15 protein-coding genes are annotated in these 13,997 nt (G+C 60.3%); 5 read left to right on the top strand and 10 right to left on the bottom strand.

The window, feature by feature from the left end; all coding sequences use genetic code 11:
* Window positions 1-6: 6 nt before the first annotated feature.
* The 3 genes from fliE to THIDRDRAFT_RS13450 form a co-directional block, all read right to left on the bottom strand.
* Complete coding sequence (fliE, locus tag THIDRDRAFT_RS13460; RefSeq protein WP_007041408.1) at window positions 7-345, bottom strand: flagellar hook-basal body complex protein FliE; 339 nt, start codon at window positions 343-345, stop codon at window positions 7-9.
* Window positions 346-681: 336 nt separating this feature from the next.
* Window positions 682-2,061, bottom strand: coding sequence for a sigma-54 interaction domain-containing protein (locus THIDRDRAFT_RS13455; RefSeq protein WP_040844878.1), 1,380 nt, complete (start codon window positions 2,059-2,061; stop codon window positions 682-684).
* A 91-nt stretch (window positions 2,062-2,152) separates the two neighbouring features.
* A complete protein-coding gene (locus tag THIDRDRAFT_RS13450) occupies window positions 2,153-2,701 on the bottom strand; it encodes a PilZ domain-containing protein (protein WP_007041406.1) in 549 nt (182 codons plus the stop codon).
* 175 nt (window positions 2,702-2,876) lie between these two features.
* Here THIDRDRAFT_RS13450 and THIDRDRAFT_RS13445 point away from each other — a divergent pair, with 175 nt between their 5' ends.
* A complete protein-coding gene (locus THIDRDRAFT_RS13445; protein ID WP_007041405.1) occupies window positions 2,877-3,161 on the top strand; it encodes a late competence development ComFB family protein in 285 nt (94 codons plus the stop codon).
* 21 nt (window positions 3,162-3,182) lie between these two features.
* On the opposite strand, the gene THIDRDRAFT_RS13440 is transcribed toward THIDRDRAFT_RS13445, so the two are convergent.
* Window positions 3,183-4,565, bottom strand: coding sequence for an HDOD domain-containing protein (locus tag THIDRDRAFT_RS13440; protein ID WP_050984724.1), 1,383 nt, complete (start codon window positions 4,563-4,565; stop codon window positions 3,183-3,185).
* A gap of 200 nt (window positions 4,566-4,765) precedes the next feature.
* Between THIDRDRAFT_RS13440 and motA the strand changes: the two genes are divergently transcribed.
* From motA to THIDRDRAFT_RS13420, 4 genes are all read left to right on the top strand, one after another.
* Window positions 4,766-5,617, top strand: coding sequence for a flagellar motor stator protein MotA (gene motA / locus THIDRDRAFT_RS13435; RefSeq protein ID WP_040844876.1), 852 nt, complete (start codon window positions 4,766-4,768; stop codon window positions 5,615-5,617).
* Window positions 5,618-5,832: 215 nt separating this feature from the next.
* Entirely contained in the window at window positions 5,833-6,711 is an 879-nt protein-coding gene (gene motB, locus THIDRDRAFT_RS13430) for a flagellar motor protein MotB (protein ID WP_007041402.1), read from the top strand.
* A gap of 220 nt (window positions 6,712-6,931) precedes the next feature.
* On the top strand, window positions 6,932-8,035 hold the full coding sequence (locus THIDRDRAFT_RS13425) for a hypothetical protein (RefSeq protein WP_007041401.1): 1,104 nt from the start codon (window positions 6,932-6,934) through the stop codon (window positions 8,033-8,035).
* A complete protein-coding gene (locus THIDRDRAFT_RS13420) occupies window positions 8,032-8,805 on the top strand; it encodes an OmpA/MotB family protein (RefSeq protein ID WP_007041400.1) in 774 nt (257 codons plus the stop codon). Before THIDRDRAFT_RS13425 ends, THIDRDRAFT_RS13420 begins: the two co-directional genes overlap by 4 nt.
* A gap of 32 nt (window positions 8,806-8,837) precedes the next feature.
* On the opposite strand, the gene THIDRDRAFT_RS13415 is transcribed toward THIDRDRAFT_RS13420, so the two are convergent.
* The 6 genes from THIDRDRAFT_RS13415 to THIDRDRAFT_RS13390 all read right to left on the bottom strand — a co-directional run bounded on the left by THIDRDRAFT_RS13415 (window position 8,838) and on the right by THIDRDRAFT_RS13390 (window position 13,950).
* Window positions 8,838-9,716, bottom strand: coding sequence for an HDOD domain-containing protein (locus THIDRDRAFT_RS13415; protein ID WP_007041399.1), 879 nt, complete (start codon window positions 9,714-9,716; stop codon window positions 8,838-8,840).
* Between the two features lie 238 nt (window positions 9,717-9,954).
* A complete protein-coding gene (locus THIDRDRAFT_RS13410; protein WP_007041398.1) occupies window positions 9,955-11,166 on the bottom strand; it encodes an HDOD domain-containing protein in 1,212 nt (403 codons plus the stop codon).
* Window positions 11,167-11,326: 160 nt separating this feature from the next.
* Window positions 11,327-12,307: a hypothetical protein gene (locus THIDRDRAFT_RS13405; protein ID WP_007041397.1), complete on the bottom strand. Its 981-nt coding sequence runs from the start codon at window positions 12,305-12,307 to the stop codon at window positions 11,327-11,329.
* Window positions 12,308-12,343: 36 nt separating this feature from the next.
* Entirely contained in the window at window positions 12,344-12,688 is a 345-nt protein-coding gene (locus tag THIDRDRAFT_RS13400) for a PilZ domain-containing protein (RefSeq protein WP_139058731.1), read from the bottom strand.
* A gap of 63 nt (window positions 12,689-12,751) precedes the next feature.
* Entirely contained in the window at window positions 12,752-13,072 is a 321-nt protein-coding gene (locus THIDRDRAFT_RS13395; protein ID WP_007041395.1) for a hypothetical protein, read from the bottom strand.
* A gap of 92 nt (window positions 13,073-13,164) precedes the next feature.
* The gene (locus THIDRDRAFT_RS13390; RefSeq protein ID WP_007041394.1) at window positions 13,165-13,950 is read right to left on the bottom strand and encodes a putative metalloprotease CJM1_0395 family protein; all 786 of its coding nucleotides are present in this window, start codon (window positions 13,948-13,950) and stop codon (window positions 13,165-13,167) included.
* Window positions 13,951-13,997: the final 47 nt, after the last annotated feature.

The following is a 13,997-nucleotide window of genomic DNA, read 5'->3' as shown; positions in this document are numbered from 1 at the left end:
ACGCCCTTAGACCTGCATGCTCATCACTTCTTGGTAGGCCGACAGCAACCGGTTGCGTACCTGATTGGTTGCCTCGAAGGCGATCGAGGATTTGTTCATCGCCACCATCACCTGAGGCAAGGAGACATTGGCGTCGCCGAGTTCGAATTGAGTCTGCATGGTCGTTGCTTCTTTCTGAATCTGGTTCACGGAACGAATGGCATCACGCATCGTGCTTGCGAAATCCTCCCCGTCGAGCTCGCGGGCTGGCTCAACTTTAGAGACGGGCTCGGCTCCCTCAACGCGGCCAGACTGAGAGAGTGCGCGCATCTGCTGCAGCACATTCTGAATCTGCATTTCGCTCATATCTGCCGTCTCCGTGATTCGCCAGGGCCCTGCCCCAAATGCCAGTCAATACCTGGCGTGATGGGAACGATGCCCTGTCCATGCAAATTCAGAGCCATCGTACAAACGAACGGGAGACGCGCGGATCGAATCGGAAGGACAGCGAAACGCCCAATCGGGACGCGAGGATCAGAACACGGGGCTTGCGCGGACGCAGGCGATGGGGAGCGCCATCCGAAGGGATGAGAAAATCGCGAACAAAGTCAGCCGGCGAAGCGGCGTGAGAGACAAACGCTACGAGCGACCGATTCGGAGAGACAATATATTGACGCTTCGACTCCGCACGGGCCGTCGCGTTCAGAGATCTTGCGTCGCATCACGGGCGTCGCGCTCAAGACCGAACTTTCTCATCCGCTCGACCAGCGTCGTCCGCCGCATCCCCAAACGTCGCGCCGCGCGCGCAACCACGAAATCATTCTCGGTGAGGGCAATGACGATCATCTGACGCTCCAGCTCATTCATATATTCGCGCAGCTCGGTCCCCTCCGGAGGCAGGCCCGTCACCGTGCCAGCGTGCACGGTCTCTTCATGCGAACCGACAGCGGGCGACGACTCAAGAGGCTCCAACACGGGATCCAGCTGAGAGGGCCGAAATTTCGACGGCAGCTGGGCGAGATCGACCAACTGATCCGGATACATAATGGACAACTGTTCGAGCAAATTGGCCAGTTCGCGGATATTTCCCGGCCAAGCGTGCGATTCGAGATGCGCGATCACGGCCGGGGTCAGATTGGCCGGAGTTGCCCCCTGCTCTTTCAGACGCTGCTCCAGCGTCGCGATCAGCAGCGGAATATCGCTGCGACGCTCCCGCAGCGAAGGAAGATCAACCGGAAAGACGTTCAGGCGAAAAAAGAGATCTTGCCGAAAATTTCCAGCGTCCACCGCCTCTTCCAGATTGCGATGGGTCGCTGAAATGATGCGTGCGTTGGTCTGCAGCGGCTTATTCGAACCAACCCGCTCAAAGGTTCGCTCCTGCAACACGCGCAGCAGCTTGACCTGCATCGGCAAAGGCATGTCCCCAATCTCATCCAGAAAGAGAACACCGTCGTCAGCCAGCTCGAAACGTCCGGCACGGGCAGTGAACGCGCCGGTAAAGGCCCCCTTCTCATGCCCGAACAGCTCGCTCTCCAGCAAATCTGGAGGGATGGCCCCGCAATTGACCGCAACGAAGGGTTTGCCCGAGCGGTTCGAGGCCGCATGGATGGCGCGAGCGACGACCTCTTTGCCTGATCCGGTTTCGCCAAGGATCAGTACCGTGGCATCCGTGTTGGCGACCTGCGCGATGAGACGCTTGACGTTGAGCATGGTCACATGACGGCCGACCAATCCGACATCCGCCACAGCGTCGAGTCCGACTCCACATTGCAACCGCTGCAAAACCTGAATGACCTGTCCGGGCGTCAGGGGCGAGGTGACGACGAAGGCACGTCGCCGCAGATTCGCCGCCTCCTGCCCAGGGTCCTCCGTGGGCTGACAGACCAGCGGCGCGGCGAGAGAATCCTGCACTGCGTCCAGCGTTCGTGCCAACACGGACGGCGTATCGCACAGCCATAGCGCCGAAAGACCCGACGGAATCGCATCCGGAGCCTTCACCTCGCAGACCTCGCAACCGAGGAATTCCAGGATACAAGCGGTCGCGATGCGCGCCGACGCTTGACCGTGCAGACCAATTCTCAACACCTGTGCTGATTCCCCGAGTCCATAAGACCCTACGCAATCCTTAAAATGACTGAACGAATTCGATGGATAGGAGCCGTCAAACACGGCATTAGGCGCCACGTCGCGACACATCCTGGCGTGGATCGTCGCGCATTCGCCGCCGAGCCACCTCACGTCGATGCATGCGAAAGACCCATCGACCGATCGCATCGCGGAGACCCGGATCCCGACAACGCCAGCTCGCGCCACACGCGCCATCCCGCAGCACAATCGGCCCCAGTTCCAAGACCACCGGCTGAGCGAGCCAGTGACAGGGATAGACCTCGATACGATCGCAGCTCGGTGACAGCACACAGGCGGAAAGGACCAACCCATCGGCACTCACGGTCACGGCAGAGCCTTGCGGGATTCGATCGGCGAGCAACGATGAAACCAGATCGGTCAAAAGATCGATCTTGACTTCCAGCCGTTGCAGCTCCGGCGCCGGAGGATCATCCTTGGAGCGGACCTGCACTCCCTCTTCAAGCATGGCAATCGCGTCGAACAGACGCACGGCGGCATCGCCTGCGGTGATCGGGCGCTCGCTCGGACCGACCGCAAGCTCCAGGGTCACCGAGAGGTCGTCACCAAGCACATCGCGCCAGATCTCTTTCCTCATGCAGCCACCACGCCCAACCAGACTATGCCCGGAGGATCCTAACCGCTTCAGGGTCAAGGGGAAAGGGATTCACACCGAGAGGGCCACACTTGCTAAGATCGAATCTTACGGCCCGGATCGCAAGGGCATCGCCCGATTCAATACCACGACACCATCTACCCGAACAGGTACGCAGATGCCATCCAACATCGGCAACTATTATGAGCGACTCGTCATGGAGTGCATTCGAGAGGCCATCGAAACGGATAAGGCACCCGACGAGGCAGCCTATATCGAGGATCTCGCCTGCGTTGCACTCAACAATTTACCACCCCGTTACATCAGACACTCGATCGACCTGGCCTCCCACCTCAGCGACGAGGAACAGGATCGGATGCAGCGACAGGTCAACGAGGCAGTCGAGAAGGCGCGCATGACCATCCAGCGCCGCAGCGAAGACCGCGATCAGAACCTCGACTGACACTCGCAAGCCCCCGGCGAGTCATGCCGGCCGCCGTTCCAAGGCCAACCCAGCCAGCCCCACCAGGCGTTGGAAAGCATCGAAGGTCGCCGCATCGAGCCGACAATCGGCAGTGCGGCGATCGGCGTAAACCATGCCGATCGGACGCCCTTCGACCCAAAGCGACATGACAAAGAAGCGCTCGACTCCGATCAACTCCAACAGCTGCGCCGGCAGGCGCGGCAGCAACTCCGGAGCATTTTCGTCGCTCAACCACAATGACCCGGGGCGCTCCATCAGAAACTCCAGACAGCCGGCCTCGGCGAGCGACAGACTGAAACGGTTGAAGGCCGGCTCGAAATCCGTCCCAACCAGAGACTCAGGCCGAAAGGTATTGGCACGGGCCGAATAGCTCGCGAACACGACCCGGTTCAACCCGAGCCCCCGGTGCAATCCGCGCAACAACACCTTCAAAAGCGATTCTCGCTCCTCCGATTCCGCCGCCCGCAGCAAACGCTCGGCGGTCTGATAGTCGTCGCGTCTCGGGGCCAGACAGACATTGGTCGACTCGGCGAGCCTGGCACCGGAAATCAAAACGCCCTCTGTATTGAGGGGCAAACGCAAAACTGTGGTAATGCCGTAGTTCGCTCCGATTCGGTTGAAGCCCTCCACCACATGATTCACCCGCTGGATCAGGGACGCGATGTCCATACCCAGCATCTCGGAGGCCAGGCGGAGGTCGGTGAACTGCGCGGGATGTCGCCATCCGGCAAAGGCATAACGCGCCGTCTGGGTCGCCAACATCACGCAGAGCGTTCTCAAGTGTTGGGCGTTGCGAGCCCGCATCGCCTCCCGAACCATCTCAGGCAACCCCCAGCGCACCGCCAGCACATGACCTAGCTCTTCGAGACTCTCCCCAAGAGACATGTACTCGGCCTCGTGCGGAAAGATATGCAGCACCTCGACCATCTCCAGATAGCGCCCCATTCGAGCGTCGCCATGCGCGAGCAGATAGAGTTCGCCCAGATTGTTCAGTAGGGCGGCCAAACTCACCTCGGAGGGAAACCGATCGCGATCGATCTGCGCCCAATCCTGGGCCAGAAGGGCCGCCAGCACGGCGCGCCCGGCACTACGCCGGTAGCGCTCCAAACGATTGGCGTCGAGCACCTGTTCCGCCACGCTCGCCTCGGTCGCGATGCCGAGCAGCCGCTGGCTTCCCAGCATGTGCGTGGCGTCCTCCAGCATGGAGACCTCGGCATCGAAATGGCGATGAGGGATGGCGTTCGCGCACTGCAGCACCCGCAGGGCCAGACCCGGATCCACCATAAGCGCCATGGCAACCTTGCGTCTCGGGGCCAGTTCGTCCTCCAACGCCAGAGGGAGAAGACGTCGCGTCCGCGCCAAAACGGGAAGTTCTTCGGGCATGGCTTCCGCCGTCACCCTGCTCAACCAGCTCGAAAGCACGCTCGGGGCCTCCTCTCATTTTGATCGCCGGCCTATAGATCCGCCCCGCACGATGGATGGCCAAGCACGAGCGGCACGAATTCATTATTATCTTCCGCTGGCAGGCCGCCTCTCAAGCGGACCGTGCCAACGCCAAACATCGTCCAAGAGGATTCCGTCGCGTGAAGCTGATACTTGGCGCCATCATCGTCTTCGCCTCAGTCCTCGGTGGATTCAGCCTGGCCGGCGGCCATATCGCCGCCCTCTGGCAACCATTCGAACTCGTCATCATCCTGGGCGCGGCCTTCGGTGGATTCATCATCGCCAACCCGATGAGCGTCGTCATCAAGTCGCTCAAATCCATCCCCATGCTGTTCATCGGGTCGAAGTACAAGCAGGCCGACTATATGGACGCCATGGGCTTCATGTATGCCCTGTTCTCGAAGGCGCGCAAGGAAGGGCTGATGGGCATCGAATCCGATATTGAGGAGCCGTCCAGCAGCCCCCTGTTCCAGAAGTATCCGAGGCTACTCAGCAATCATCATGCCTGCGAATTCATCTCGGACTACATGCGACTGGTCGTCAGCGGCAACATGAATCCCTTCGAACTCGACAATCTCATGGAGGTCGAACTCGCGACCCATCATCACGATGCCGAGAAGCCGGCGCAAGCCATCCAGCGCGTCGGCGACGGCCTGCCCGCCTTCGGTATCGTGGCGGCCGTGCTGGGCATCGTCCACACCATGGCCGCGCTCGGCGGCCCCATGTCGGAACTTGGAAACCTGGTCGCCGCCGCCCTGGTCGGAACCCTTACCGGCATCCTCGTTGCCTATGGATTCGTCAGCCCGATCGCCAGCATGATGGAGGAATTCGCCGCTCAGGAAACGAGCTTCCTCGCATGCATCAAGGCCTGCATTCTCGCCAATGTTCAGGGCTACAGCCCGCAGGTGGCAGTCGAATTCGGCCGCAAGACCATGCCACCCGAGCTCAGACCGAGCTTCAACGAACTGGAGCATCAGCTGCGCGGCACTTAGAGAGATGCGGATCAGATGCCTTCCGGGCATTAGATCAGCTCGCGAGTCGAAAACGCGGTTTCCGACTCGCTCCATTCTCAATCGCTCAGGCGCTTGAAAATGCCGGGCCATCCGTGGCCCGGACGGGAAACGCGGTCAATCAGCATTTCCCTAGGCGATTTCTGTCAATTTAGCATGAGCTTTTCCGGCAAGCGCCGTCATGGGAGCACTCCCGCGTGGCCATCGATACCAACAAGCAGCCCATCATCGTCAAAAAGGTCGTCAAACACGCCGGCCATCACGGCGGCGCCTGGAAGATCGCCTTTGCCGATTTCGCCACTGCCATGATGGCCTTCTTCATGCTGCTCTGGATTCTGGGTTCCACCACCAAGGAACAAAAGGCCGCCATCTCGAAATACTTCAACAACCCCTCGGCCTTCGATGGCATCGCGACCGCGCCCTCTCAGGCAGTCGGAGAGGGAACGGGCTCGAAACCCTCCATCATCGATTTCGAGGGCGCGATCGACATGGGGCCGGAGACCCCGCCCATCCAGACAGCGGATCAGATCGATGCGATGGCCGAGGAACTGGACCGAGAGCGTCTGGAGTCGCTGCGCAAGGTGTTGGAGAAAGCGCTGGACAATAGCCAGACGCTGGCCCCTTACAAGGACCAACTGTTGATCGACATCATGCCCGAAGGGTTGCGCATTCAGATCGTCGACAAGGAAAACCGGACCATGTTCGACCTCGGCAGCGCCCAGCTGAAAGACTACACGAAGGAAATTCTCAAGGAACTCGGCTCCATCATCAACGAGGTGCCCAATCGCATCAGCATCACCGGTCATACGGACGCGCGCCCGCTCAGCGGCAACTACAGCAATTGGGAGCTCTCCACCGAGCGGGCAAACGCCGCCCGCCGGGCCCTGATCGAGGGCGGCATGCGCGAGGATCGGGTCGCCCGGATCGTCGGCTTCGCCTCGACCGTCCCATTCGACAAGAACGACCCCAACAATCCCATCAATCGCCGCATCAGCATCATCGTTATGAACAAGAAGGCCGACGAAGCCATTCAGTCGGAGCCGAGCGCACCGATCCAAAAGCTGATCGAACATTGATCGCCTGCCCCGATCCCCGACCGAGCCTGAACCAGCCTCCGCACCAGAAGTCGACATTTTGACATCCTGAGTCGAAGCACGACGTACCGCCCCCACCTAACCTGCCCTTTCGCCGCTTGGCCTCGATCCTGCATCTACTCGCTCAAACGCCCCGGATCGCGTGGATAGTCGCTGTCCCGCGCGCCATCAGCACCCGACTCAGACGGATGGAAGGTACAGCATGTTCGAATCGATCGCCTTCGGCATAGTCAACACACTCGAGCGCATGGACTCGACGACCGTCACTGGCCTGTTCACGCTGGTCATGGCCGGCCTCTTCGTCATTGCACTTGCCGCCATCGCGCGACGGCGTGCCGTCGCCTTCTACCAGAGCACGCCGACCCTGCTTACCACCATTGGCATACTCGGCACCTTCCTGGGGATCGCCATCGGACTGCTGGATTTCGATTCCTCGCGCATCGAATACAGCATTCCGCTCCTGCTCAACGGGCTCAAGCTGGCCTTCACCACCAGCATCATCGGCATCCTGCTTTCGGCCTCTCTACGCCTCATCCTCTCGCTACGTCGCGATGATCGCACCGCGAGTCAACAGAGCGCGCCTGCGGATTCGGAAACGGAGGCGGAGGCGCCAGACCAGCTGCTGGGACTCCTCCAGCAGCAGAGCCGACTGGCCGAGGCCCAGCTCATCTCCAGCCAGCAACTCGTCGAGCGTATGGGACTGCTCGACGAACGACTCGTCGAAACCCTGGAGCGCCATCATCGCGAACAGCTCGCCGCATTCTCAGATTTCGCGACCCAATTGAGCGAACTCGGATCACGACAGCTCATCGCCGCCCTCGAATCCGTGATCCACGACTTCAACACCAACCTCGGCGAGCAGTTCGGTGAGAATTTCCGTAGGCTCGACGGCGCGGTCGAGAAACTCCTGGTCTGGCAGGATCAATACAAGGACCATATGGACGCACTCGGACGCCAGCTGGATCGTGCCACCGAAGGCGTCGCCCAGTCAGAATCCAGCCTCCAGGCATTGACCCAGCAGGCTCGCCAAATCTCCAGCCACATGGCCGATCAGGAAACCGCCATGCAGGGGCTGAGACGCGAAACACTGGAACTGGAAAGCGTGCTCGGCAGCATCGCCGACCTGCGCGAGCGCGCCCAGGAGGCATTCCCCGCCATCGATACGCGGCTCAAAACGATGCTCGAAAGCATTGAGGGTGCCGTACTCACCGCGCTGAACGCCCAGCAACGACTCAACCAGTTGTCTGGGGAGGCACGCCATCACACTGAACCGCATCTGGATCTGGTCGGGAGGGCTCGGGCATGAAAATCGCTATCCCGCGCCCTGCGGCGCAGCAACCCTCGACGATCGACGACGACAGCCACTGGCTGGTGGTGTCGGATCTGATGGCGACCCTGATGATGATCTTTCTCTTTCTGGCCGTGCTCCATATGGCCAAGGTCGAACGCATCCATTCAGTGGAGACCGAGGTCCGCACGACCGCCGCCGAATCCAGGCATGCCATCTTCCAAGCCTTGGACGATGAATTCAGAGACGACCTGCAGCGCTGGAACGCAGAACTGGTGGAACCCACGCTCACGCTCAGATTCCGCGAGCCCGACGTGCTCTTCGATCGCAGCTCGTCAAGGATCAAGCCGGAATTCGAGGCAATCCTACGCGACTTCCTCCCACGCTATGTCGCCGAATTGACCCCCTTCAAGGGCGTCATCCGTGAGATTCGCATTGAGGGCCACACATCCAGCGAATGGAGCGCCGACAGCAGCCCCCTGGACGCCTATTTTTTCAACATGGAATTGAGCCAGCAACGCACTCAGTCGGTCTTGCGCTTCGCCTATGGACTCAATGGCGTGAGAGATCAGGACTGGTTCCGCACGCGCGTGGCAGCGGTCGGCATGTCATCCTCCCGCCCTGTCCAAGACAGCGAAGGACGGGAGGATCTGAGGGCATCAAGGCGGGTCGAGTTCAGCGTACTGACGAATTTCGAGGCGAAACTTCTCGAACCTGTCAGCCTGAGCGAAACCTCAACCTACTCGCCGACACCGACGGTCGACCAGCGAGCAAAGAAGCTTCAATAGAAAGGTATTCTGGAATGGAATACCAACGGTCGTCAGCCGTCGTCAGCGAGCCTGGGATTGCGTAGCGCCTCGACGGCCAGAACCTGATACTGGGCCTCATCGATCAGCTCCAAGATGAGGTCCGAATCGATCGCAAGCGACTTCAGCACAGCCGGCTCGGTCGGTGGCGCGTCCCGCCAATTCCGAGAATCGAGTTCGGCCAGGTGCGAGGCCGAATTCGCGAGGTGCACGAGGCCGACCGGAACCCGAAAGGCCTCCGGTGCCCGCAACGGGGCATGGTGGTACCCAAGACAGGCGCATAACACGTCTGGAAGTCCCCACCGCTCGGCGAGCGCGGCACCCAACTGAGCGTGATCGAAACCCAACTCCTCCCGCTCGGCCGCCTCCGGACTCAACGCATCGGGATGCTCCAAACTCCTCAGAAAGGCCGCATGAGCCTCTTCCGGGACCTGCGAGAAGAGCACGAGCTGCCCCAGATCATGCAGCAAACCGCCGAGAAAGACCGTCCCCACGAGATCGGGCGACTGACGCTCCGCCAGCAACCGCGCAATGACGGCGCAGTATGACGAGTGTCGCCAGAAAACCTCCAGTGGCAGCAGGTTTTGCATCGGCAGACGCTCGGACGCCTGTGTCACCGCGCCCGCGACGACCAACCGCCGAAGATGATCGCGTCCCAATAGCATGATGGCCCGGTCGACCGAATCCACTGTCCGGGCGGGCGCGAAGGCGGGACTGTTAGCCAAACGAAGCACGATGGCGACGAGCGCGGGATCCTGCGCCAGAAGCGCAGCAATATCCGCCTGCCGGCTGTTCGTATCGTTCAGGAGTCGCAGTATTTCGCCCACCACACGAGGAATGGCCAGCAGACGACCGGTTTTCCGAACGAGGCTATCGAGGGTCAGTGATGACACGCGCGCAGACTCCCACGACCAGAAAGATTCGAGGTCCGTCTCGGGACATGCGGCAGGACCGGCATGAATCTAAAGACGCGCCTCAAGAATTAAACCCTAAACCATAGTTGAGCATGAATCTACGGACTCTAGAGGAACGCTGAAGAATTCTGTTCCCTTGCGCGACTCGGAAAGCGGGGTTTTCGAGTCGCGAGCTGATCGGATGCGGGACACGCTATTGATCTGCGCCTCCCCAGGTCTATAGATTGAACATCGACTTCAATGATTCTAGCGCTTCTCCACTGTCGGCCAAGGCGGCGATCGGCTCGCCCGGCTCCGGTGGTGGCAGCCCCAATGTTCTGAAAGCAGGCACCTGAGCCGCATCTGGATACGGTCTGCCCTCGCTCTGCAGCATGGCCCACTTCGCGACGAGGCCAATGCTCGCGTAATCGGGCTCTTCCGCCTCGTAACCCCAGTTTGACGACTCCTCCGCCACCTTCACCAGATCCTCGCCAAGTCCCCAATAGTTGATAACCAGAACCCCGGTAATGCTCGACAACTTATAGACCAGCGATTCGATGAGATCCGGATCCGGATCGGCATCGCGCATCTCTATGAACTGAATGATGGGGACCGCGCCGATTCCTGCAACCAGTCCAGCCAAAAGCGCACGCTCGCGGTGCAGGACCTGCAGCACATCGGAGAGTAGATAACTGTAGGCCGAACAGAGCACGCCATCGGACCAGACCCGCGCCATGGCATCTCTGGTTGCCGTGTGCTTGGCCTTGAAGGCTTGGCGCAAGGCCAGATTGGTCGTGAGCATCCGAGTGTTGCGGAACCCCATCCTAAGGACGGCGTCACGTACCGAAAGAATCTCCTTGGACGCACGAAACAGCGGGCTGTTGGTCGCATGCAGCAAGGCCCCGGCAATGGTGCCATCGCGCTGGATGATCTCGGTGAGTTCGTCGATGCCAGCATCGGGATCGGAGGTAAGCTCCTGGATCTTGAGCGCAACCTCGGGTCGCGCCGGCAATTCGAGACGATTGTCGGTGATGAGCTGATAGAGTTCGGCAAGAAAGGCCGCCTCGGTCGGATCCAAATCGATATCGTCGACCTCCGTGCTCTTAGACAGCACGGCCTCCAAGGCCGCTGCGGGAATTCGAAGCAGTTTGCAAGCCGTCTCCGTGATGACGCAGTCGCCCTCGTCCCGTGCCTCGGGGAACAAATCGATGGGGTCGCTCAATCCGTGAAAGCTCTGCAGACGCTCGGTGACTCCGTCATACATCCGAACCATATTCCCATCGACCAGGAACAACCGATGCGCGCGGACATCGACGGAACGGATGCGCTTCTTGGGCCCAAGTTCACCGAACCAGCACTGAGCGCTCAGCGCATTCAAGGCATCTTCGGCAAGGTCCTTCGTGAGCTCGATCTGAGCCAGGAGCGACGCGAATTCGGGTGTTTGCTGCATGAATCGATTCCTGGAAAAGCAAGGCAACCATCGCTCCTAGTCTAGCAGGATCGACTTCCAAACCGCTGGAGCAAATCGCTGCCCTTCCCCCAGGAACCAGAGACATCAAGACTCACTGGGCCGCCTCTCGAGGCAGCGAAAACACGGAACCCAAACGGGATCAGGCGATGTCGCTATACCCGAGAAGCACGTCGGCAGTCTCGCCCGTCGAGCCATCCGAGCGGTGAAATTGCCCCACCTGCGCGACCGAATCATAGAGGTTCAGCGCCTTGCGGGTATTCTGATACTCGAGATCCAAGGCGGTCACATCCGCCTCCGCAAGCGTCTTGACGACCTGCTCGCCCTTCTCGTTGACCTGCGTGAGCCGCAATTCGGAGAAGACCTTGTCCGACGCATCGATCACGCCGTCGGCATTGTCATCGTATCGCGCCAACTCGGCGAACCCATGCGTGGCCCCGTTCTGATCGCCGAAGAGTTCGTGTCCGTCGTCGATACGACCGTTCGCGTTGCGATCGAGCGCCAGAAACCAGCTGCCACCTGTGGCAAAGCTCGTCTGATCCTCAGAGCCATCCCCATCAAGGTCGAATCGAACGCCGGACTCGACCCCCGTGGTCATGATGCCCTCTCCCGAAAGGTCCAGAACCAGGGGATCGCCCGTCCGGACCCCTGCGAGGCCAATACTGGCATCCAGCCGAACCGATGCCCGCTGGAAACTCTGGGTTTGGACGGACCAGTCGCTCGTCCCCGCATCGGTCGAGACCGTCAACCGACTCTGAGATTCGAATTGGCGCTCAAAGCTCAGCTCCACCCGTTTGCGCAACGAGGCGTCCCTGACAAGCTGGATTTCCGAAAGCTGCTCTACGGAAGACTCGGATACCTGCAAGTGACGCGAAGATTCCGCCACCCTCGAACCATGGAGCTTGGTTTCCAGCGCGAAGACCTTGCGCAAAATCTGATAATCCGGATCCTGCTCCAGTCGGCTCGCAATCTCGGCACGCAGATCGCCAGCCTTGGAGGATCCTGTGCTTGAGACCGAATTCTGCGCAGAAGCCGAAGAGGATTGCCCATTGAGCAGATTCAGACTGGAAACTGAACGTGACAGGCTCGCAAAGGAAAACTGCGAAACGGATGAAATGGACATGATCGCACCTCGAATCGTGCCTGGACGCCAGGCGTTTCAGACAGCCGGTTTGTCGATGAATTGCACCGCGACGCCATCTGGAGCGTGACGCACGACGAGTGCATCAACCAATGGCGCAGGCTCCCCACCACCGAGTGGCCCAACGACCCTAACCTGCACGCGGCTCCCCATGGGTGGCAAATCAACCCCTTTAAGCACGAGAAAGGCGCCTCCATTGCTGAGATCCTCGGTTCGAACGACAGCCGGCAGCTCGCCACACGTGTACAGCTCGACCTCAACCGCCAGCGGCAGCCGGGGAAAAATACGTCGGTCCGACACAAACCCCTCCAATGTGATGTGAACGCGGGCTAACGCATATAGCGCGCGACCACCCTGGCGCATAACCGCCAACCGGCTCGCCGCCCACACTCGTTCATCACGGACGTCGCTGCTGGCATATCGCCATCAACTATCAAGCCTTGGATGCAACAGATCACCCAGGCTCCAGAAATCCGCACCGCGAAGGAAGCCGGCTTCAATCGCACCGACCAGCGCCAAAGGCCGCCCCTCGGCGTCCCGCTCCATCACCCAATCCTCCGGCAGAAAATCAAGCACATGGATTGTGGAAATAGAGCCGTCAGAAAACTGACACAGCCGCACCTCGCCACTTCCTTGGTGACGGAAAGCAGGCATAAATCCGACGGACAGATTCGGGGTAAAGGCGAGACTTTGGACACTCGGGATCGATTCGGCAGTCATGTCGGATCTAGCGGAGGCGAGCATCATGGCCGGTTCCTCATTGGAAGACATTTAAGGTAACGACCAGCATGCTGAGAACTTGAGCCCGTAACCGCGCGCCCATCACAGAAGGCGACCGATCAGGCGAATTGGCTTACCCCGTCCTCTTGAGGACCAGCGAAGAGCGCGGATATACGCGACTCAAGCCCCTTGCGCAAGGCATCTGGATCGGAAGGCTTATCATCGGCGGAATCCGCCTGATCGCCGCTACCCCATTCACCGTTTTGGATGCGGGACTCGGCATCGGACACCCGACCCTCCACCAATTGATCCTGCTCTTCCAAACGCTCCTGCTGAAGGTCGCTCAATGCATCGGCCTCCATGGCCCGAGCGGATGCAGCGACACTTAGATCCTGCCCGGAAGGCTCGGCTGGCGCAAGTGCCGCGCGAATCAGCGTCCGTGCCTTCTGGAGATTCGCGGCAGCATCCGACGACATGGATGTATCAATGCTGACCTCACCGCCAATCGCATACTGCCGTCCATCCGGCCCGGTTTGAAAGCTGTAGCTCGCAGCCCCCGTGACATAGGCACCGCCCGCCGCAATATGGGCCTGCTCATGGGCCCGCACCTCGGAATCGCGTGCCTGCAGAAGCTGAACCTCCTGCAGTTCCTCCTCGGACAGATCTTGCACCGCAGGAGTCGAACCGGAATTCTCCGAACCGGTATCCCCTGATCCCGAGTTCTCCGATGCCTGCCCCTCGGACGGTGCACCCGCGCCAGACTCGGCCCCGACGGGGGCGAAGGTCGTCTCTGCTGACCCAGTCGGCTCCGAGCGCAAAGCATCCGCCCGCACCGTATCCAGCCCCAAAGAGACTGGATGAAAAGCGGCATGAACTGGCGCAATGACGGCGGAGCGAATTTCCACGAGTGCGTTCCTCGTTGTTCCCGCCTGTCAGTATAGCCGAACACGGC

This window comes from Thiorhodococcus drewsii AZ1, from assembly GCF_000224065.1.
GTDB lineage: Bacteria > Pseudomonadota > Gammaproteobacteria > Chromatiales > Chromatiaceae > Imhoffiella > Imhoffiella drewsii.
The sequence above is the reverse complement of the archived record's forward strand: the minus strand, read 5'-3'. Positions and strand labels throughout refer to the sequence as shown.